We start from the raw sequence: 21,516 nt of genomic DNA, 5'->3' as shown, positions 1-21,516 counted from the left end.
CAAGGCGTGCCCCTCCCCGGTAAAAAACGACAGTCTTATGAAAAAATACATTTTAGCGCTTACTGCCGCGGCGACCCTGCTGGGGGCCTGCGAGGTGGACGACAAATACTACGGCAAAGAGGTGGTGGATCCGGCCGAGAAGCTCGAACCCGCTTACGGGGAGGACTGGACCGCCCATGCCGACAAGATCGACGAGAAGCTGATCGAGAATTTCATGAATACCGACCGCGGCACATTCTGGTATACCGATCAGGACCGCACGAACGAATCGACCTACTGCTACTGGCCGCAGGCTCATGCGATGGACGTGCTCATAGACGCTTACCTGCGTATTCCCGAAGGCGACGCCCGCCGCGACACCTATGCCGGCTACATGTCCAAATGGTACGACAACAAGGGCAATAACTACGGCAACAGCTATTGGGGAACTTACGGTTTCGGCAATGCCTACACCGACGACTCGGAGTGGATCATCCTGACGCTGATCCGCATGTACGAGGCTACCGGAGTGCAGAAGTACCTCGACGCTGCTCGCAAGACCTACGAGGAGACGGTGATCGCCCGCTGGACCGACGACGAGAACGGCGGCGGCATCCGCTGGAGCTTCGACGCCGAGAACAGCAAGAACGCCTGCTCGAACGGTCCGGGCGCCCTCTGCGCCATGCGCCTGTGGGCCAACAGCCCCGAAGGAGCCGAGAGGGATCAGTATCTGGCCGATGCGAAGAAGATTTACAACTGGCTCAGCTCGACGCTCTACAATCCGCTGACGGGCGCCGTGTCCGACAACATGAAGAACGGCGTGATCAATGGCGGCGCGCTGACCTATAATCAGGGTACGTTCATGGGCGCCGCGCACGAGCTTTACAAGGCCACGGGCGACGCCAAATACATGACCGACGCCGCGCGCGCGGCGCGTTACACCATGAAGTCGATGGTGACCAACGGGGTGCTGAACAACGAAGGTTCGGGCGACAATGCGCTTTTCAAGGGGATTTTCGTCCGCTATGCGATGAACGTCTGGAAGGACGCTTCGGTCGATAAGGCAGATGCGGGGCTGCGCCGGGAGATCGAGGAGTTCCTGATCTACAACGGGCTGGTCTGCTGGCGCGACGGCGTGGACAAGTCGGAGGGATCGAAGTGGTTCTTCGGCGGATTCTGGGGCGAGCCGGGATCTTCGTGGGACGGCCGTCTGAACGAGCAGGTCAGCGCTTCGACGATGATCGAGGCCATGGCGCTGCTGATCGAGTAGGGCGCAAGGTCCTCAGGACAGGCAAAGAGAAAGAGCGGGTTTCGGCCCGCTCTTTCTTCGTTTGATATGCTCCGCCGGATGTTATGCCGGATTCCGTGTCGTGACTGTGGCGGCTGTTATGCCGGAGCTTCGCCGGATGTGTTGCCGTAGCTGTGGCCGCTGTTATGTCGGGCTTCGCCGGATGCCGTGCCGTAGCTGGGCGGTTGTTATGCCGGACTTCGCCGGAGCTTTGCTAGGCGTTACGCCGACCGCTCTGCGGCCTCTTCGCTCTCTTCGCCCACTTCCTGACGGATCTGCGAGAGTTTCTCCTTGCGGTAGACTTTGGGCGTGCAGCCGTATTTGGCGGAGAAGCATTTGAAGAAGGTGCCCCGGTTTACGAAGCCCGCCTTGTAGATGATCTCGTCGATCGAGAGCTTCGTGGTCGTGAGCAGCTGTTCGGCCTTGGCCAGCCGGTACTCCTTGATGATGTTGGTCGGCGTCTGGTTGAGGATGCCCTCCAGCCGTCGGTAGAGGTTGCGGATGCTTACGCCCAGTTCGTCGGCGATGAATTTGGTCGAGATCTCCGTGTTGGAGATGTTGTCGTTGATGATCTTCAGCATCCGGTCGATGAACTCCTTGTCGTCCTGATGGAGCATGCGCCCGTCGGAAAGCTCGAAGGCGCTGATCGAGGACTTGTAATAGTCCTTGAGCGACCGGTTGCGGCGGAGCAGCTGCTCGGCCACGGCTTTGAGGTATTCGACGTTGAACGGAAGCGTCAGGCAGATGTCCGCGCCTGACTCCACGCCCTTGATGCGCTCGTCGATCTGCTGGGCCGTCGAGAGCAGGATGACCGGGATGTGCGAGGTCAGCTTGCCCTGCTTGATGAACTGGATGAGCGACAGGCAGTCGGACTGCTCGGAGAGGGCGTCGCAGATGACGATGTCGGGGTGCATCTGCTTGAGCAGCTCGATCATCTCGGTTTTGCCCGACGGCATTTTGATGTTGTAGTCCGCGGCGAAAAGCTCGGCCACGAAATTCATGATCTCCGAATTGTCGTTGACGATGAACACCGTCCTGCGGTTTTTGTCGAACGGGAATTCGCGCCGCGTCACGGTCGGCAGGGGCAGTCCGTATTCTTTGGACGCGGGCACGATGTTGTCTGCGGTCGGGGCGTTTTCGGCCGTGACTTTCAGTTGCGGCAGCAGTACGGTGAAGGTCGTCTGCGCGTTGGGAGTGCTTTCGACCTTGATTTCGCCCTGCATGCGGACCACGATGCTGTGGCAGATCGCCAGACGCAGGTCGCCCTGAAACGAGAGGCCGCGCTCGCTCTTGCGTTCGAAATAGTCGAGTACGCGGTAGCGGTCGAAAATCGCTTCGATGTCTTCGAGATTGACGCCCACGCTGTCGTTGGAGGCCGAGATGAGGAGCTTGCCGTTGTCGCTGCGGATCGTGAGGCTTACGGCGCCGTTGTAGGGCGTATGCTTGAAGGCATTGGACAGCAGTGTGTTGAGGATCGTCGAAAGTCCGTCGCGGTCGGTCGGCCACACGAGGTTGCGTTCGATGTCCAGCTGGCAGTGGATGCTGTTCTGCTGCGAATATTCGCCGAAGGTCTCGACCATGCTCTGCGCGATCTCGGCCACGGGAACCAGCTCGATGTTTTCGCTTTCGTCGTTCTGCCCCGTGCGGATGCCGCGGAACTCGTGAAGCATGTAGATCAGGTCGTGGAGCTTCGAGACGTTCTGCCGTATGGTCTGCGCGTATTTGAGCACATAGGGGTCCGCCTTGCGGTAGGCGAGTATCTGCTGGCAGGGAGCGGAGATCATCGTCAGCGGCATCGACAGCTCCTGCGTGATGTTCGAAAAGAAGCGCATCTTCGATTCGTAAACCTCCTCCTTGCGGCGGATTTCGAGCCGCTGCAGTTTCTCGGCGCGACGGCGTCGGTAGCGGAGCAGGTAATGGCGGATGACGCCCCCGACTACGGCCAGCAGCAACAGCACGTAGAGACATTTGGCCGCCGCGGTCGCATACCACGCCGGTTTGAGACGTATCGGCAGCGAATAGACCGGACTTTCGGCCCCGGTGATGTTGTTGCGGTAACGCACGTCGAGTCGGTAGGTGCCGGCCGGCAGGTCGGCGAACGAGAGTTGCGACGACGCGCCGGCCCACTGGTCGTTGTAGCCGTCCAGACGGCTGTAATAGCTGTAGTTGCTGCCGTTCACGTAGTCGAGCGCCGAGACCGTGATCTCGAAGATGCGCTGTCCGTGTCTGAGCGTCAGCACGCCGTCGCGGGAGAGCATGTCGCCGATGTTGCGGATGCCGTCGTTGAGCCGGATGTCGCGGAACAGCATCGGGGGATTGTACTCCTGCTCGCGGAAGCCCGTATCCTCGATGGTCATCAGTCCGTCGATGCCGCCGAAGAAGAGGGTGCCCGTCCGCGGGTCGGCGAAACAGGCCCCGTCGCTGTATTCGATGGTGTTCAGTCCGTACGAATAGCCGTAGGTCACCACGTAGCCCGTGTGGGGCGAGTACTTCACCAGACCGCGGTTGGTGCTCAGCCAGAGGTCGCCCTTGCGGTCTTCGAGAATGCCGTGCACGGTGTTGCGGATGCCCGGAACGTGCGAGGTCGAATCCCGCCGGAATTCGATCAGCCCGCCGCTGGAGCCGAACCACATGGTGCCGTCGCCGCTGCGGTGGATGGCGAAGATGTCGTTGGCGATGGCGCTGCGCCCCGCGTCGAACTTGAAGACTTCGCTGCCGCCGCCTGCGATGTCGTAGCGGACCGCGCCGCCGCCGCGGTTGCCGAACCACATCGCCGAACCGTTTTCGGGGTAGAGCGTGAAGAAGAAGTTCTTGATCTCCAGTTCGTCGTTGAAATGCAGTTGCTCGACCCCGCGTATCGAGGGCTGCGACGCCGTGCCGCCCAGCGTCACGCGGAATACGCCGCAGCCCACCGTGGCCACCCACAGCGTGTCGGGCGAAGTCTCGTACAGGGCGTGTATGTATTTGAGCGGCGCCGGGGTGCGGAGCGTGCGGATGCGCCGGTCGCCGTACGAATAGTAGTTCAGTCCTTCGCCGTCGGTGCCGATCCAGAGCAGGTTGCGTCTGCTGCGGGCGAAGGCGTAGACCGAATTGTCGAGCAGCTCGCTGTTGTCGGCCGTGAGCTGCTGCACATGCGCCGGGGTGAACTCCTTGCGGTCGTAGAAGTCGGCGATGCGCAGGATGCCTTCGCCTTTGGTTCCGACCCAGAGCGTCCGCTCGTCGTCGATGTAGAGCGCGCGGACGGGTTTCGAGAGGTTGTAGGGCAGTTGGTTGAAGGTGATCGAGCGGAACGCCGTGGCGTTGCGCGTATGCTGGTAGAGTCCCTGTCCGTCGGTGCCGATCCATACGATCTCCTGCCGGGCGTCGCGCAGCAGTGAAAAGACGCCGCAGGGGATGTTGATGTGTTCGGTGGCGTATTTCACGCTCTGTTCGGGCGTGGTGCGCAGCCGTATGACGCCGTTGGTATAGAACGAGACGATGTAGTCGCCGCCGTCGCGGACGATGCTCGACACGCTGCCCATGCGCGCCATCTCGTCGCTCATGTCCTTGTTGTAGATCAGGCGGCGCTCCCGGATGTCGAATTCGTAGAATATGTGATTTTCGTCGATGAAGAAGCCGCTGCCGTTTTCGGCGAACGCGTATTCGGGATTCGAGACCGTGGGGAACCGTTCGGGCTGTCCGATGCCGATCCGGTCGTTGTTTTTGTCCGGGAATGCGACCGGTATGCGGAAGATTCCTTTGCGGGAGAATACCCACAGGGCGCCGTCGTCGTCCAGCTGCATGTCGAGGATGTCGGCGTAGTCGATGCCGGACATGGGCTGTACGGAGCTGAACCGGCGCGCCGCCGGGTCGTAACAGCTGAATTTGTTGTCCTGCGTGACGACGAGCACTTCGTCGCTGCGCCGTGTCACGATTTTGTACATTCCTTGGAAGTCCGCATGGCGTTCGACCCGCTTGCTGTCGGGGTCGAAGAGGTCCAGTCCGTAGTTGGTGCGGATCCAGAAGAGCGAGTCCGTGGTGACGGCGATCTCCTCGATGAGATTCCCCGACAGCGGAGTCTCTCCGCCCCAGTCGTTCGGGAAGAGCCGCATCCGCTCTCCGTCCCACATATTCAGGCCGTCGCAGCTTCCGACCCAGATGAATCCGTGTTTGTCCTGAGCCAGCGAAAGTATGGCGTTGTTCGATATCCCTTCGCGGCTCGATATCTGCCGCAGGTTGCTGGCGCGGACTGCCGTACAGAACAGCAGGAGCAGCCAGACGAGACCGGTTTTTCGTGTCATGGGAACTGTCGGTTAGGTAGGTTTGAACTCTTTTGTGCAAATTTATGCAAAATACGGCTTAAATCGGATAAATATTGTGTCGAAAAGTCCAGAAAACAGACAAAAATCGTATTTTTGCGGTTGCAAAACCGGACCCGACGCCCCGATATGCGGGGCCGGAAGCGTGAAAATGCCTGTTCAGGAGTGTTTGGCACGTATCTGTACTATTTCTTCATGGATACGGACTGCCGATTCCCCGGCGTTTTCTAATTTTGTTAGCGAAAACCCGAAACCCGTATGACCTGCATGAAAAAAATCGTACTCTTGTCGCTGGCTCTTTTCTCCGTCGCGGCGCTTCGTGCCGATGGACCGGTGGACTGGGCGCAGTACGGACGTTATGAACTTCAGAATGCCGTGTTGGACCGGCCCGTCGAGGTGGTCTTCATGGGCAATTCCATCACCGATAGCTGGATTCGCGTCGATCCCGATTTCTTCGAACGGAACGGGTTCCTCGACCGCGGTATCAGCGGGCAGACGACCGTCCATATGCTCGCCCGTTTCCGCAGCGACGTGATCGACCTGAAACCGCAGGTCGTGGTCATTCTGGCGGGCATCAACGACATCGCGCGGAACAACGGCCCCATAGAACTCGAAAACGTCTTCGGCAACATCGTCTCGATGTGCGATCTGGCCCGCTACAACGGGATCAAGGTGGTGCTTTGTTCGTTGCTGCCCTGCGACCGCTTCTCGTGGCGGCCCGAAATGGAGCCTGCCGATGAGGTCCGACGACTCAATACGATGCTGGAACGCTATGCCGCGGAGCAGAAGATTCCCTATGTGGATTACCATCGGGCGCTCGATAACGGCAGCGGCGGAATGTCCGAAGAGCTCTCCCAAGACGGCTGTCATCCGGTTCTTTCCGGCTATTTGCGGATGGAGTCGCTGGTCGTCGAAGGCATCAACCGGGCGCTCGGCGTTCAGAAAACATGGTATATAACCGTATTGCCTGCAAAATAACCGATAAACGATGAAGAAACTGCTTATTATGGCTTTTGCCGCGTCTGTTTTCGCGGCTTGCTGCAACAACGGCGGCGTGGCGTGCGACGCCCGCAACCTCGATCGCGCAAAGGCGACGCTCGATTCGATATACGCGCATTACGGCGTGGCCGAAAACCGCCTGCTGCGCGAGAACTATCCGTTCAATGTGGATTATACGGCGAGCTACCTCGCTTCGGCGGATCAGGCGCGCCCCAATCCCTATTCCTACCTCTGGCCCTTTTCGGGAACCCTCTCGGCCGTGAATACGATTCTCGAAGCCGACGCGTCGTACCGCAGCGTGCTCGACGGGCGCGTACTGCCGGGGCTGGCCGAATACCTCGACACGACGCGCATGCCCGCGGCCTATGCCTCCTATATCAATACGGCCTCCGCTTCGGACCGCTTTTACGACGACAATGTCTGGCTGGGCATTGATTTCTGCGATATCTACGAAGCCACGGGCGACAAAAAGTACCTCGCCGAAGCCGAGATGATCTGGAAATTCATCGAGAGCGGCACGGACGACGTGCTGGGCGGCGGCATCTACTGGTGCGAACAGCAGAAACATTCGAAGAATACCTGCTCGAACGCTCCCGGTACGGTCTACGCGCTGAAACTCTACGCCGCCACGGGCGACGAACGCTATCTCGCGCGGGGCAAGGCGCTCTACGCTTGGACCAAGGAACACCTGCTCGATCCCGAAGACGGCCTTTATTTCGACAACATCGGTCTCGACGGCAGGATCGGCCGCGCGAAGTTCGCCTACAACAGCGGACAGATGGTGCAAGCCGGGGCGCTGCTCTACAAGGCGACGGGCGACGAAAGCTACCTGAAAGACGCCCAGCGTACGGCGGCGGCCTGCTACGACCGCTTCTTCGGGGAGTTCACGCCCCAAGGCGGCGAGACCTTCCGCATCATCGACAAGGGCAACGTGTGGTTCTCGGCGGTGATGGTGCGCGGACTGGCCGAACTCTACGCCATCGACGGCAATGCGGCTTATCTCGGCGACGTGCAGCGCACGCTCGACTATGCGTGGGAGCATGCCCGCGATGCGCAGGGGCTGTTCGAGACCGACTTTACGGGGGCGGACAAGCAGTCCGAGAAGTGGCTGCTGACGCAGGGCGCCATGGCCGAGATGTACGGACGCATGAGCGGCGTGAAACTGGACCAGACAAAATAACCATACTCAACTTACACATTGCAACAAAATGAAAATGAAGAAAATCCTTAACATCTGCCTTGCGGCCGCCGTGGTGTGCGCCGCAGAGGGCGTCTCGGCCCGCACGGTGAGCCTTTCCGCTCCCGCCGAAGCCCCGCAGCCCGCTGCGCGCGAAGCCGCAGCTCCGATGCCTGCCGACAATACGCGTATGGCCAAGCCCGGCAAGAAGACCAAAGCGCAGACGCCGGCCGCATATGCCGCGACGAACCGTCCCGCCGAAGCCGAACGTCTGTTCCGTTCGGAAGCCGTGGAACAGGAGATCGCCCGCATCAAGGGCGTGCTGACCAACGCCAAGCTGGCGTGGATGTTGGAGAACTGCTTCCCCAATACGCTCGACACGACGGTCCGCGCCCGCAAGGACGCCAACGGCAAGGACGATACGATCGTTTACACGGGCGATATCCATGCCATGTGGCTCCGCGACTCCGGTGCGCAGGTGTGGCCCTATCTCCAGCTGGCCAATAAGGACGAGCACCTGCGCAGCATGCTGGCGGGCGTTATCCGCCGCCAGTTCAAGTGCATCGAACTCGATCCCTACGCCAACGCATTCCTCGATCCCTACGATCCGAATCCCGACCACCAGTGGATGAGCGACCAGACCGAGATGCGCCCCGAACTCCACGAGCGCAAGTGGGAGATCGACTCGCTCTGCTACCCGCTGCGGCTGGCTTATCAGTACTGGCTGACGACGGGCGACGCTTCGGTTTTCGACGAGCACTGGATGGCCGCCATCAAGAATATCCTGAAAACCTTCCGCGAGCAGCAGCGCAAGGAGGGACTGGGTCCTTACACCTTCATGCGTGTGACCGACCGTCAGCTCGACACGGTCTGCAATGCGGGCAAGGGCAATCCGGTGAACCCCGTGGGGCTGATCGCTTCGGTGTTCCGTCCTTCGGACGACGCCACGACGTTCCTGTTCCTCGTGCCGTCGAACTTCTTCGCCGTGACTTCGTTGCGCAAGGCCGCCGAGATTCTGACCAAGGTGAACGACGAGCCGGCGCTGGCCGCCGAGTGCACCGCGCTGGCCGCCGAGGTCGAGACCGCGCTCAAGAAATATGCGACCTACAACCATCCCGAATTCGGCACGATCTACGCATTCGAGGTGGACGGCTTCGGCAACCGCTTCCTGATGGACGACGCCAACGTGCCGAGCCTGCTGGCGATGCCTTACCTGGGCGATATGGACGTGAACGACCCGATCTACCGCAATACGCGCCGCTTCGTATGGAGCGAGTCGAATCCCTACTTCTTCCGCGGTACGGCGGGCGAGGGCATCGGCGGTCCGCATATCGGTTACGACATGGCATGGCCGATGAGCATTATGATGAAGGCTTTCACGTCGCAGGACGACGCCGAGATCAAACGCTGCGTCGAGATGCTGATGACCACCGACGCCGGAACGGGCTTCATGCACGAGTCGTTCAACGTGAACGATCCCGCGGACTACACCCGCTCGTGGTTCGCATGGCAGAACACGCTGTTCGGCGAGTTGATTCTCAAGCTGGTGAACGAGGGCAAGACCGATCTGCTGAATTCGATAGAGGTTAAATAGGTTAATTTACGGAGGGCCGCGGTCTGACTGCGGCCCTCTTTTTTTATGACGCTCCGCTAATCCCGAATGATGATGAAACGATTATTCACGCTGTTGTGCGCGCTGACGCTGGCCTGCGCCGCCGAAGCCAAAACCGTCGAGGCCGCGTCGCCCGGCGGAAATCTCCGACTTGCGGTCGATGTCTCGGACCGGATCACTTACGACCTTTGGTCCGGGGAGGACAAGATATTGGAAAACTGTACGCTGTCACTGACGCTTGCCGACAGGACGCTGGGCGAAAAGCCCCGCCTGCGGAGCGTGAAGCGTTCGTCGGCCGACGAGGTGCTCGAACGGCGCAATCCGACCAAGAACGCTTCGGTGCGCAACCGTTACAACGCCGTGCGGCTCAATTTCGCAGGCGGTTACGCCGTGGAGTTCCGGCTGTTCGACGACGGTGCGGCCTACCGTTTCGTGACGTCGCTTCCGGGCGAAGTCGAGGTCATGGGCGAGGCGTGCCGGCTGGGATTTCCCGCCGGAAGCGAAGCGTGGCTTTCCGAGGTGGACGGTTTCCGGTCGATGTACGAGGAGCCTTATACCCGTGTGGCGACGGCGGAATACGATTCGACGGACCGCATGAGCTATCTACCCGTATTGGTCGGAATGCCCGGCGGTAAGAAAGTGCTGCCGGCCGAATCCGATGTGCGCGATTACCCCTGCATGTTCGTCCGGGGCGACGGCGCGGGCGGCTTCGAATCGCTGTTTCCGCGTGTGCCCAAGGAGTATGCCCCCGCCGGCGACCGCAATCTGAAGATCGTCGCGGAGGAGCCGTATATCGCCCGCACCCAAGGAACGCGCACCTTCCCGTGGCGGGTGGCGGTCGTTGCGGAAAAGGACGCCGCCCTGCTGGAGAACGAGCTGGTCTGGCTGCTCGCCGAACCTGCGGCCGACGCCGACTGGGATTGGGTGAAACCGGGGCTGGTCAGCTGGGACTGGTGGAACGGCATGCGCCTGACGGGCGTCGATTTCCGGGCCGGGCGCAATACCGAGTCCTACCGTTACTACATCGACTTCGCCGCCCGATACGGTATTCCCTACATCATCATGGACGAGGGCTGGTCGGCTTCGACGACCGACGTCTTCCATCCCAATCCCGATCTCGATCTGCAGGAGCTGATCGCCTACGGCCGGGAGCGCAACGTGCAGATCGTACTTTGGCTGACGTGGTTGGCGGTCGAGAAGGACATGGACCGGCTCTTCGCGACGCTGGAGGAGTGGGGGATTCCCGGAGTGAAGATCGACTTCATGGACCGCAGCGACCAGTGGATGGTCGGCTATTACGAACGGGTGATGAAGTGCGCCGCCCGGCACCGCCTTTTCGTCGATATGCACGGCTCCTATACACCCAAGGGGCTTTACCGCACCTATCCCAACCTGCTCACCTACGAGGGGGTGCTCGGCATGGAGCAGGGGGCCCGCTGCAAGCCCGAAAACAGCAACTGGCTGCCCTTTATCCGCAATGCCGTCGGACCGATGGACTTCACGCCCGGCTCGATGTTCTCGGCGCAGCCTGAGGACAACCGTTCGACGGAGGCCAATCCGATGGGAACGGGTACGCGCGCCTACCAGATGGCGCTCTACGTGGTTTTCGAAAGCCCGCTGCAGATGCTCGCCGACAATCCGGTGCTCTACCGCCGCGAGCATCCCTGCACGGAGTTTCTCGCCGCGGTTCCCACCACGTGGGACAGCCTGCGCGTCCTGCACGCCGCATGCGGCCGGGAGGTCGTCGTGGCGCGCCGCAAGGGCGACAAGTGGTACGTGGGCGGCATTACGAACGACCGCCCCTATACGACCGAAATCGCGCTCGACTTCCTGCCTGCGGGCCGTACCTTTACGATGACTTCGTTCGAGGACGGGGTGAACGCCGACCTGCAGGCCACGGACTACAGAAAACGGGTGCGTAAGGTGGACGCTTCGACCGTCGTGAAGGTGGAGATGGTGCGCAACGGCGGCTGGGCGGCCGTGATCGAGTAGCGGGGCGGGATTTTTCAACCCTTTCCTGCTCTTGGGCTTATGGCGGCTGCGGGACTTTGGCTCCGTGTCCGGAGACGTGGATTATGAAAAAGGAGATGCTTTTCGGCATCTCCTTTTTCTTTGCAGCGTGTGCGTTTGCGAAAACTCGTTTTGCAGGCGTGCACTTGGGCATTGCGGCATGATGCGCCGTTAGGCGTCTTGAAGCGATGTCGCAAGTTCCCCGGTTTGCGGCGCATATTCCCGCATCCGGTAGAGCTGGTCCCGCAGGCGCGGGATGAAGCCCGCTTCGCGGATGGCGGACTGAATGCCTTCGGCGTCGAAACTGTTGTGCGCCCCGGCCGACGATACGACGTTCTCTTCGATCATGATCGACCCCATGTCGTTGGCTCCGCTGTGCAGGGCAGCCTGCGCCGTGGCTTTGCCCACGGTGAGCCACGAAGCCTGAATGTTGGGGATATTGTGCAGCATCAGCCGGCTCACGGCGATGATGCGCAGGTATTCGAGCGGCGAAAAGCGGGTTTCCACGCCCTGCCGTTCCAGCTCGGTGCCCGTCGAACGGAAAATCCACGGGATGAAGGCGATGAAGCCGTAATTGCCTTCGGGACAGCGGGTCTGCAGGTCGCGGATGCGCAGCAGGTGGTCGATGCGCTGGTGCGGCGTCTCGACGTGCCCGTACATCATCGTCGCCGAGGTCGGCAGATTCAGGCAGTGGGCTTCGTGCATCACGTCGAGCCACTTCTCGACCGAAGGTTTGGCGGGGGAGATGGCCCGGCGCACGTCTGAATCGAGTATCTCGGCTCCTGCGCCCGGCAGCGAATCCAGTCCCGCGGCCATCAGGCGGCGCAGGGTTTCGAGCGTCGTCAGCCCGCTTATGCGGGCGATATGCGCCACTTCGGGCGCGCCCAGCGCATGCAGCCGCAGCGAAGGGTAGCGCGATTTCAACCCGCTGAACAGCCGTTCGTAGAAGTCGATTTTCAGTCCGGGGTGCAGGCCGCCCTGCAACAGCAGCTGGTCGCCGCCCAGACGGAGCGTACGGTCGATTTTCTCGCAGTACTGCTCCAGCGTGGTGATGAACGCCCGGTCGGTCTGGTGGGGTTTGCAGTGGAAGTTGCAGAACTTGCAGCCTGAAATGCAGACGTTGGTGATGTTGACGTTGCGGTCGATCTGCCACGTCACGACCTGAGGATCGGGAACCACGGCGCGGCGCACCTCGTCGGCCACCAGCGCCAGCTCCTGCAGCGGGGCTTCGTCGTAGAGCCGGTAGGCTTCTTCGCGCGAGAGCGGCTCCCGCCGCCGGCATTTGTCGTAGATGCGCTGCACGGCCTATCGGTTTTTGCGTCGGTTGCTGCGGCGTACCTGCGGTCCCTGCCCTTCGGCGGGCGCAGGGGTGCGGAGTCCGTCGAGCAGCACCTCGAAATCGAGCTGGCGTTTCTGCAGGTCGGCGCGTTTGACGCGGATGCGCACGGCGTCGCCCAGCGTCATGCGGCGGCCTGTCGAGCGGCCGATGATCTGGTAGTTGGCCTCGTCGAACTGGAAGAAGTCGCCGTCGATGTCGCGCAGGAACGACATGCCCTCGATGTGGGTTTCGTCCAGCTCGACATAGATACCCCACTCGGTGAGTCCCGAAATATGTCCTTCGAACTCTTCGCCGATGCGCTCCTTCATGAATTCGACCATCTTGTACTTGATCGACGCGCGCTCGGCTTCGGCGGCGATGACTTCGCGTTCCGAAGCGCGGAAGCACAAATCTTCGAGCATCGCCTTGTCGGCCGCCTTGCCGTCGGCGAGATAGCGCGCCAGCAGGCGGTGGACCATCATGTCGGGGTAGCGGCGGATGGGCGAGGTGAAGTGCGTGTAATAGGGGAATGCCAGTCCGTAGTGGCCGATGTTGTCGGTCGTGTAATACGCCTTGGCCATCGACCGCACGGCCATCGTCGATACGGCGTTCTCCTCGGTCGTGCCCTTGATCTGGGCGAAAAGCTTGTTCAGCTCCTTGGCTATGGCGCGGCCCTTGGTGGCCTTGAAGATATGTCCGAAGCGGAGGATGAACTGCCGGAAGCGGTCCAGCTTCTCCTCGCTCGGCGAGTCGTGGACGCGGTAAACCATCGGACGTTCGACGGTGCGGCCCTTGTCGGTCTTGCGCTTGCCGCAGAACTCCGCGACGCGGCGGTTGGCCAGCAGCATGAACTCCTCGATCATCTGGTTCGATTCCTTCTGCTCCTTGAAATAGACGCCCAGCGGTTTGCCTGTCTCGTCGAGTTTGAATTTCACCTCTTCGCGGTCGAAGCTGATCGCGCCGTTCTTGAACCGTTGCCGGCGAAGCGCCTGCGCCAGCCTGTTGAGCGTCAGGATCTCTTCGGCATAGTCGCCGCGGCCCGTCTCGATCACCTCCTGCGCCTCGGCATAGGTGAAGCGGCGGTCGGAGTAGATCACCGTGCGGCCGAACCACTCTTCGAGGATGTCGAGGTTCTCGTTGAGGGTGAAGACCGCCGAGAAACAGAGACTCGTTTCGTGCGGGCGGAGCGAACAAAGCTCGTTCGAAAGCCGTTCGGGCAGCATCGGCACGGTGCGGTCCACCAGATAGACCGAGGTGCCGCGTTCGACGGCTTCGTCGTCGATCGTCGATTGGGGGCGCACGTAGTGGGTCACGTCGGCGATATGCACGCCGATCTCCCAGACGCCGTCCCGGACCCTGCGCACCGAAAGCGCGTCGTCGAAGTCCTTGGCGTCGGCCGGGTCTACCGTGAAGGTCGTCACCTGCCTGAAGTCGCGGCGTGCGGCGATCTCCTTGGCGGTGATGCTGCCGTCGATGGCCTCCGCTGCCTGCTCGATTTCGGGGTCGAAGCGGTAGGGCAGCTCGTATTCGGCCAGAATGGCGTGCATCTCCGTGTCGTTGTTGCCTGCCATGCCGAGCCGTTCGACCAGCTCGCCCACGGGGCTTTTGCTGCCTTCGGCCCAGTCGGCGATGCGGACCACGACCTTTTCGCCGTCCTTCACGTCGGGGTATTGCTTTTTCGAGAGGTAGATGTCCATCGGCATGCGGCGCGAGTCGGCCCGCACGAAGATCTGGTGCGCGCCCACCTCGGCCACGCCGACATAGGGTTTGCGGCTGCGCTCGACGATGCGCGTGATTTCGCCTTCGAATTTCCCGTCGCGGCCGCGGTGGATGGCCACCACCTCCACGCGGTCGCCGTTCAGGGCGTTGGCCGTGTTGCGCTGGTTGACGAAAATATCGTTCTCCTCGCCCTCGACCCGTACGTATATCGAACCGCTCGCCGTCATGTCGGCGATGCCTTCGAAGTGGGGCAGGTGCTTGTGCGTGAGCCGGTATTTCTCGCGGGCGCACTCCTCGACGATGCCTTCGTCGTGCAGGCGTCCCAGTATTTCGAACGTCTCGCGGCGTCCCTCTTTCGTCGCGCCGCCCGAAGCCGACGCGAGGTGTTTGAGCGAGAATTTATTATTGGGGAATTCACGGAAGAGACTCAGGATGACTGCCGCCCGGTCCGTGTTTTTCGCGCCCCTTGCGGGACGGTTCTTTTGTGATTGCTTTTTCATTTCTTCAAAATTTGGAGGGCGAGACGTTTCATGTAGTCTATGCCCGTGTCGATGGCCCCTTCGTCGGGGTTGAACGTCGCCGTATGGGGCCGTCCGGCCGCGGCGCCCACGCCCAGCCGGTAGAACAGCGACGGATATTTGGTACAGTAGAAGCCGAAATCCTCCGCCGTGGTGCGCAGCGGCAGCATTTCGACCCGCAGCCCGGCTTCCGCGGCCAGCGCCGCCGCATGCTTGACCAGCGCGGCGTCGTTCACCACGCAGGGGTAGCCCCGGCTGATATCGACGTCGGTCCGCACGCCGTGGCGCTTGTCGATGTCCGCGGCGAAGTTGCGGATGCGTTTGTGGATGATTTCGCGCTCGCGTTCGTCGAAGGTGCGGAGCGTGCCTTCGAGATAGACCTGATCGGGCACGATGTTCGTGGCGCCCCCGGCCTCCACGCGGCCGATCGAGAGCACGCACTCTTCGTGGTTGAGCGCCACGAGCCGCGTCACGAACTCCGCGGCGGCCGCCACCGGATCCTTGAGCTGCGGGCGCATGGCCCCGTGACCGCCCGTCCCGTGCACCGTGAAGCGCAGTTCGTCGCTTGCGGCCATGTATTTGCCGGCGCGGAATCCGAGCGTCCCGACTTCGAGCTGCGGCTCGACGTGTTCGCCGACCACGGCCCGGACGTCGTAGCCTTCGAACGGATTTTCGGCCAGCACCAGCGACGCACCGCCCGGATTGCACTCCTCGCCCGGCTGGAACAGCCCGAAGATCGTGCCGCGGAAATCCGGCTCGGCGGCCAGCTGCTGCAACACGCCGAACAGCACCGCGGCGTGCATGTCGTGGCCGCAGGCGTGCATGACCCCTTGGTTGCGGGAGCTCCAGTCTGCGTCGTTCCGCTCGTCGATCGGCAGGGCGTCGATGTCGGCGCGCAGTACCACGGCCCGGCGTTTGGGGTCGGCTTTGCCGCGGCCTTCGATCTTAGCCAGCACGCCCGTTCCGGCTATGGGACGGTGCTCGATGCCCAGCTCCGAGAGCCGGGCGGAGATAAAGGCCGCCGTGTCGTGCTCCCTGAACGACAGTTCGGGGTGCATGTGCAGGTGACGGCGGAATTGGATGGGATTCATTTCAGTTAAAATATCGCTTTTGCTATCTTGATGATATTGTCGGCCTTGCCCATCGGGTAGTAGTGCAGTACGGGGACTCCGGCCTGTTTCAGCTCCCGGCTCTGGGCGACGGCCCATTCGGTGCCGACTTCGCGGATCGCCTTCGGGTCCTCCCGGTGGCGCAGGACTTCGCGTTCCAGCTCTTCGGGAATGCGGCAGCCGAAGGTCTGCGGCAGCAGCGTCAGGTGGCGCAGCGTCGAGAGGGGTTTGATGCCGGGGATGATCGGCACCGCGATGCCCGCTTCGCGGCAGCGGCGCACGAAGTCGAAAAAGCGGGCGTTGTCGTAGAAGAGCTGCGTGACGATGTACCCGGCTCCGGCATCGATCTTCGCCTTGAGGGCGGCGATGTCGGCTTCGGGCGAGGGGGACTCTTCGTGCCCTTCGGGGTAGCCGGCCACGCCGATCGAGAATTTCGAGTGGTGGCACTCCTCGACCTCGCCGTCCACGAATTCGCCGCGGTTCATGGCCGCGATCTGCCGCACGAGGTCCACGGCGTGCGAATGGCCCTGCGGGTGGGGCATGAAGAACTTTTCGTTCTGCGACTTGTCTCCCCTGAGCGCCAGTACGTTGTGCAGGCCGAGGAAGTCGAGGTCGATCAGCGCGTCCTCGATGTCGTATTTCGACTGTCCGCCGCAGATCAGGTGCGGCACGACTTCGACGCCGTACTTCTTCTGAATGGCGGCCGAGATGCCCACCGTGCCGGGACGGCGGCGCACCACGTGCCAGTCGATGCCTCCGTCCGGACGCACGGACTGCTTGATTCCCTCGCGGTGGAAGGTGACGTTGATGTAGGCCGGGTCGAATCCGATGAGCCGGTCGATGGCCGCGAATACGCCGCCCATGCCGTCGCCCTTGAGGGGCGGGAGCAGTTCGAACGCGAAGCGCGTGCGGTGTTCGGCGATGGCCGTATTGATTATGTCCAGAACATTCATGGTTCGGTCTGTTGTTGCTTTGGTTCGGCGGGCGGGGCCGCCGGGGCGTTCCCGCGCGTTAAATATTATTGGGTATCAGTTTCTTGATCTCTTCGACCTCCATGCCGCGCCGCCGGGCGTAGTCGAGCAGCTGCTTGGTGTCGATCGTGCCCACGGAGAAGTAGTCGGCGTCGGCGAACATCAGTCCGCAGAGCGCTTCGCCGGGATCGATCATGTAATTCTCGGTGAGCTTCATGCCCGTCGTCATTTCGACCGACAGCAGGTCGAAGACCTCGCGCTTGAGCGAATGGTCGGGCGACGCGGGATAGCCGAAGGCCATGCGGCGGCCGCGGTACTGGCCGCGGACGGTCTGCTGCGGCGTGAGCGGCTCGCCCGTTTCGTAACCCCACATCTGTCGCCGCACGAACGTGTGCACGGCTTCGGCGAAGGCTTCGGTCAGCCGGTCGGCCAGCAGTTTGGCCATGATGGCGCCGTAGTCGTCGCCCTCGGCGCGGAATTTTTCGCAGAGCTCCCTGAGTCCGATGCCGGCGGTGACGGCGAAACAGCCGATCCAGTCGCCCTGCGGCGCGATGCAGTCCGCCAGCGAGCGGTTCTCCTCCCCGCGCGTCTGGTTGCGGAGCATCGCCAGCCGGCGTTCGCGGCCTTTCTGGTCGGTGATCCAGATGTCGTCGCCCTCTGCGCGCGCCGGGAAGATCCCCACGGCGGCCTGCAGCGTGAGCAGCCGCTCGTCGCGGATGCGGGCCAGCAGGGCCTCGGCGTCGGCGAAGACCTTGCGCGCTTCGGCGCCTTTTTCGGGGTGGTCGAGGATTTCGGGATAGCGTCCCTTGAGACCCCATGCCGCGAAGAAGAAGCTCCAGTCGATATAGGGTTCGGCGTCGGCGACGTCGAAGTCGGGGAAGACCATGCGGCCGGGGTGCAGCGGCTCGACGGGCAGGTGCGGGGCGGCGCCTTTGCGGGTCTTGCGGACCTCGACGATCGGAATCAGGTTCCGGGTGCGTTCGGCGCGCAGGTAGTCGCTGCGCAGCGCCTGCTGGTCGGCGCGGACCTTGTCGGCGTACAGCTGGCCGTCGGGACCGAGCAGCTGCGCCAGAATCTGGCTGTTGCGGCTGGCGTTGGGCGAGTGTATCACCAATCCCGAATAGACCGGGGCGATCTTCACGGCGGTATGCAGGTTCGAGGTCGTCGCGCCGCCGATGATGACCGGAAGGCGCAGTGCGCGGCGTTCCAGCTCCTCGCAGACGTGGGCCATCTCGTCGAGCGACGGGGTGATCAGGCCGCTCAGGCAGATGCAGTCGGCGCCCCACGCTACGGCCTCTTCGACGATCCGCTGCGACTCGACCATCACGCCGAGGTCCTTTATCTCGTATCCGTTGCAGGCCATCACGACTGCCACGATATTCTTGCCGATGTCGTGTACGTCGCCTTTGACCGTGGCGATCAGCACCTTGCCCGCGTTGTGCGGGGTCTGGGCGCCGCCTTGCTCGATGTAGGGGGTCAGGGCCGCTACGGCGCGCTTCATCACGCGGGCGGTCTTCACGACCTGCGGCAGGAACATCTTACCCTCGCCGAAGAGCGTGCCGACCCGCTCCATGGCGGGCATCAGCAGGGTGTCGATCACGGCCATCGGCGTTCCGAGGGCTTCGTAGCCCTCCAGCGCGTCCTGCTCGATGTAGTCCGCTACGCCCTTGAGCATGGCGTGGCCGATCCGCTCGGCGAGCGTTCCCGCGCGCCATGCGTCGGGGGCCTGCGGCTGGGTTTCGGCCGTGGTGCGCACCTGCTGCGCATATTCGGTGAGCCGTTCGGCGGCGTCGGCCCGGCGGCAGAGGATCACGTCCTCGACGCGTTGGAGCAGTTCGGGTTCGATCTCGCTGTATATCTTCACCATTTGCGGGTTGACGATGCCCATGTCCATGCCCGCGCGGATGGCGTGGTAGAGGAACGCCGAGTGCATCGCTTCGCGCACGGCGTTGTTGCCGCGGAAGGCGAACGAGAGGTTCGACACGCCGCCCGACACCTTTGCGTAAGGCAGGTTTTCCTTGATCCAGCGCGTCGCGTCGATAAAGGCTTTGGCGTAGCCGTCGTGTTCGGGAATTCCCGTCGCCACGGCCAGTATGTTGGGGTCGAAGATGATGTCTTCGGCGGGGAATCCCGCGTCGGTCAGCAGGCGGTAGGCGCGTGAGGCCACCTCGATCTTGCGCTCGCAGGTGTCGGCCTGTCCCTGCTCGTCGAAGAGCATCACCACCGCGGCGGCTCCGTAGCGGTGTATCTCCCGTGCGCGGCGCAGGAATTCGGCTTCGCCCTCCTTGAGCGAGATCGAATTGACCACGGCCTTGCCCTGCGTGACCTCCAGACCCGCCGCGAGCACCTCCCATTTCGAGGAGTCGATCATCGTCGGCACGCGGGCGATTTCCGGCTCCGAGGCCATCAGGTTGAGGAATGTGCGCATGGCTTCGACGCCGTCGATCATGCCGTCGTCCATGCAGACGTCGACGATCTGCGCCCCCGCATCGACCTGCGCACGGGCTACCGACAGGGCCTCTTCGTAATTGCCCTCGCGGATCAGGCGGGCGAATTTGGCCGAGCCTGCGACGTTGGTGCGCTCGCCGACGTTGACGAAATTGGTTTCGGGCGCGATGCGCAGCGGCTCCAGTCCGCTCAGCGTCGTGACGCGGCGCGGCGCCGGAACGGGGCGCGGGGCATAGTTGCAGGCGATTTTCGAAAGTTCGAAGATATGCGCGGGCGTCGTGCCGCAGCATCCGCCGACGATATTGACCAGTCCGCGGCGCATGTATTCGCCCACGTCCTCGGCGAACATCTCCGGGGTCTCGTCGTAGCCGCCCATGACGTTGGGAAGTCCGGCGTTGGGGTGCGCCGAGATGCGGAACGGGGCCGTTTCGGCCAGCCGTTCGAGGTAGGGCAGCAGCTGTTTGGCTCCGTAGGCGCAGTTCAGGCCGAGGGAGAGCAGCTGCGCGTGCGACAGCGAGGTGCAGAAGGCCTCGACGGTCTGTCCCGACAGGGTGCGGCCGCTGGCGTCGGCCAGCGTGCCCGACGCCATGACGCGGATCGTGCGGCCGAGTTTTTCGGCCAGCGCGTCGATCGCGTAGAGGGCCGCCTTGGCGTTGAGCGTGTCGAAGATGGTCTCGACCAGCAGGATGTCGGCTCCGCCGTCCAGCAGTCCCCGCGCCTGATCGGTGTAGGCTTCGACGAGTTGTGCGAAAGTCACTTCGCGGGCCGCGGGGTTCGCCACGTCGGCCGACATCGAGGCCGTGCGGTTGGTGGGCCCCATCGAACCCGCCACGAAGCGGGGTTTCTGCGGGTTGCGGGCCGTGAATTCGTCGGCCGCGCTGCGGGCCACGGCCGCCGCCGCTCGCGACATTTCGTAGGCGTACGCCTCCAGTCCGTAATCGGCCAGCGATACGGCGTTGGCATTGAACGAGTCGGTTTCGATGATGTCGGCCCCCGCCTGCAGGTATTTGACGTGGATTTCGCGCACCGCTTCGGGCCGCGTCAGGGCCAGCAGGTCGTTGCACCCCTTGAGCAGCGCGGGCCACTCGCGGAACCGTTCGCCCCGGTAGTCCTCTTCGGTGAATCCGTACTGCTGGACCATGGTGCCGAAACCGCCGTCGAGCAGCAGGATGCGGGATTCGAGTTGTTCGTATATGTCGGCCATTTATTTCTCTCTGATTTCGATTTCAAACAGTTTGTTCCAGTTCTTGCCCGTGACGAGGATGCGCCCTCCGGCCGCGTCGTAAGCGATGCCGTTGAGCACGTCGGTCGCCGGGGTCACGTCCTCTTCGGGCAGCAGCCCCGTCAGATCGACGATCCCCTCCACCGCGCCCGTCGCCGGGTCGATGATGACGATTTGGTCGGTGGTGTAGACGTTGGCCCATATCTTGCCGTCGATCCACTCCAGCTCGTTGAGGAAGTTGAGCGTCTCGCCCCGGAGCGTCACCGTGGTACGCTTTTCGCGTTTGAAGGTGGCCGGGTCGAGCGTGTAGATGTTTGCCGTGCCGTCCGACATGTAGAGCTTCTTCCCGTCGGTCGTGAGGCCCCAGCCCTCGCCGGGATAGCGGAACTCCCTGATTTTCTCTCCCGTCCGGGCGTCGTAGACATAGGCTTTGTTCGACTGCCACGTGAGCTGGTAGACCTTGCCGTCCAAGAGGGCGATCCCTTCGCCGAAGTCCTCCTTGGGAAGACGTGCGAAGACCTCCGCGCGGCCCGTCGCGAGGTCGAGCGTCTGCACGACCGATTCGCCGTGCTGGCCCGTGCCTTCCCACAAACGGCCGTCGGCGTATTGCAGGCCCTGCGTATAGCTGGTCGCCGGGTGCGGGTGGACCGCCCGGACGCCGTAGGTGTATTCCTTGGGTTCCGCCGGCGCCGCGGGGCGTTTGGCCCGGACCTGATTGCCGCCGCACGAAGCCAGCAGCAGTCCCGACAGCAGAACGGTAGCGAACTTTCTCATCTCTTTCTTGTGAATTCGTCAGCAAAGACAGCGCGAGCCGGAAACGGAAGCGAATTTATTCGGCCGGGCCGGAC

12 protein-coding genes are annotated in these 21,516 nt (G+C 62.5%); 5 read left to right on the top strand and 7 right to left on the bottom strand.

Translation table 11 applies throughout. The features are described from left to right. Positions 1-37: 37 nt before the first annotated feature. Entirely contained in the window at positions 38-1,249 is a 1,212-nt protein-coding gene (locus tag ALFI_RS02120; protein WP_014774594.1) for a glycoside hydrolase family 76 protein, read from the top strand. Positions 1,250-1,488: 239 nt separating this feature from the next. Here ALFI_RS02120 and ALFI_RS02115 read toward each other — a convergent pair whose 3' ends face one another. Next, positions 1,489-5,547 carry a hybrid sensor histidine kinase/response regulator transcription factor gene (locus tag ALFI_RS02115; protein ID WP_014774593.1) on the bottom strand — a complete coding sequence of 1,353 codons (4,059 nt, stop codon included), beginning with the start codon at positions 5,545-5,547 and terminating at the stop codon, positions 1,489-1,491. 276 nt (positions 5,548-5,823) lie between these two features. Between ALFI_RS02115 and ALFI_RS02110 the strand changes: the two genes are divergently transcribed. The 4 genes from ALFI_RS02110 (at position 5,824) to ALFI_RS02095 (ending at position 11,345) form a co-directional block, all read left to right on the top strand. Next, a complete protein-coding gene (locus ALFI_RS02110; protein WP_014774592.1) occupies positions 5,824-6,543 on the top strand; it encodes a GDSL-type esterase/lipase family protein in 720 nt (239 codons plus the stop codon). Between the two features lie 10 nt (positions 6,544-6,553). Then, positions 6,554-7,744 (top strand): glycoside hydrolase family 76 protein, encoded by a 1,191-nt coding sequence (locus ALFI_RS02105; protein ID WP_014774591.1) that lies wholly within the window; start codon positions 6,554-6,556, stop codon positions 7,742-7,744. A 28-nt stretch (positions 7,745-7,772) separates the two neighbouring features. Continuing rightward, complete coding sequence (locus ALFI_RS02100; protein WP_416987743.1) at positions 7,773-9,335, top strand: glycoside hydrolase family 125 protein; 1,563 nt, start codon at positions 7,773-7,775, stop codon at positions 9,333-9,335. Positions 9,336-9,404: 69 nt separating this feature from the next. Further along, a complete protein-coding gene (locus tag ALFI_RS02095; protein ID WP_208854100.1) occupies positions 9,405-11,345 on the top strand; it encodes a glycoside hydrolase family 97 protein in 1,941 nt (646 codons plus the stop codon). Positions 11,346-11,534: 189 nt separating this feature from the next. Here the strand turns inward: ALFI_RS02095 and ALFI_RS02090 are convergent, their stop codons facing one another. Genes ALFI_RS02090 through ALFI_RS02065 form a run of 6 tightly spaced genes read right to left on the bottom strand, consistent with a single transcriptional unit; the run spans position 11,535 to position 21,442 of the window. Then, the gene (locus ALFI_RS02090) at positions 11,535-12,665 is read right to left on the bottom strand and encodes a CofH family radical SAM protein (protein ID WP_014774588.1); all 1,131 of its coding nucleotides are present in this window, start codon (positions 12,663-12,665) and stop codon (positions 11,535-11,537) included. 3 nt (positions 12,666-12,668) lie between these two features. Then, a complete protein-coding gene (rnr, locus tag ALFI_RS02085) occupies positions 12,669-14,900 on the bottom strand; it encodes a ribonuclease R (protein WP_014774587.1) in 2,232 nt (743 codons plus the stop codon). Next, positions 14,897-16,009, bottom strand: coding sequence for a M20 family metallopeptidase (locus ALFI_RS02080; protein ID WP_014774586.1), 1,113 nt, complete (start codon positions 16,007-16,009; stop codon positions 14,897-14,899). Before ALFI_RS02080 ends, rnr begins: the two co-directional genes overlap by 4 nt. A gap of 5 nt (positions 16,010-16,014) precedes the next feature. Then, positions 16,015-16,980 carry a methylenetetrahydrofolate reductase gene (locus ALFI_RS02075; protein ID WP_009597798.1) on the bottom strand — a complete coding sequence of 322 codons (966 nt, stop codon included), beginning with the start codon at positions 16,978-16,980 and terminating at the stop codon, positions 16,015-16,017. Between the two features lie 58 nt (positions 16,981-17,038). Next, complete coding sequence (gene metH / locus ALFI_RS02070; RefSeq protein ID WP_014774585.1) at positions 17,039-20,650, bottom strand: methionine synthase; 3,612 nt, start codon at positions 20,648-20,650, stop codon at positions 17,039-17,041. Continuing rightward, a complete protein-coding gene (locus ALFI_RS02065) occupies positions 20,651-21,442 on the bottom strand; it encodes a glutaminyl-peptide cyclotransferase (protein WP_009597823.1) in 792 nt (263 codons plus the stop codon). Positions 21,443-21,516 lie beyond the last annotated feature (74 nt).

The sequence above is a fragment of the Alistipes finegoldii DSM 17242 genome (genome assembly GCF_000265365.1).
In the GTDB taxonomy this organism is placed as follows: domain Bacteria; phylum Bacteroidota; class Bacteroidia; order Bacteroidales; family Rikenellaceae; genus Alistipes; species Alistipes finegoldii.
Note: the sequence above shows the minus strand (reverse complement) of the source record. Positions and strands in the feature narration are given on the sequence as shown.

Excerpts from the sequence above, each read along its gene's own strand:
- ALFI_RS02120 (WP_014774594.1), top strand. The coding sequence starts at position 38 with ATGAAAAAATACATTTTAGCGCTTACTGCCGCGGCGACCCTGCTGGGG.
- ALFI_RS02115 (WP_014774593.1), bottom strand. The coding sequence starts at position 5,547 with ATGACACGAAAAACCGGTCTCGTCTGGCTGCTCCTGCTGTTCTGTACG.
- ALFI_RS02110 (WP_014774592.1), top strand. The coding sequence starts at position 5,824 with ATGACCTGCATGAAAAAAATCGTACTCTTGTCGCTGGCTCTTTTCTCC.
- ALFI_RS02105 (WP_014774591.1), top strand. The coding sequence starts at position 6,554 with ATGAAGAAACTGCTTATTATGGCTTTTGCCGCGTCTGTTTTCGCGGCT.
- ALFI_RS02100 (WP_416987743.1), top strand. The coding sequence starts at position 7,773 with ATGAAAATGAAGAAAATCCTTAACATCTGCCTTGCGGCCGCCGTGGTG.
- ALFI_RS02095 (WP_208854100.1), top strand. The coding sequence starts at position 9,405 with ATGATGAAACGATTATTCACGCTGTTGTGCGCGCTGACGCTGGCCTGC.
- rnr (WP_014774587.1), bottom strand. The coding sequence starts at position 14,900 with ATGAAAAAGCAATCACAAAAGAACCGTCCCGCAAGGGGCGCGAAAAAC.
- ALFI_RS02080 (WP_014774586.1), bottom strand. The coding sequence starts at position 16,009 with ATGAATCCCATCCAATTCCGCCGTCACCTGCACATGCACCCCGAACTG.
- ALFI_RS02075 (WP_009597798.1), bottom strand. The coding sequence starts at position 16,980 with ATGAATGTTCTGGACATAATCAATACGGCCATCGCCGAACACCGCACG.
- metH (WP_014774585.1), bottom strand. The coding sequence starts at position 20,650 with ATGGCCGACATATACGAACAACTCGAATCCCGCATCCTGCTGCTCGAC.
- ALFI_RS02065 (WP_009597823.1), bottom strand. The coding sequence starts at position 21,442 with ATGAGAAAGTTCGCTACCGTTCTGCTGTCGGGACTGCTGCTGGCTTCG.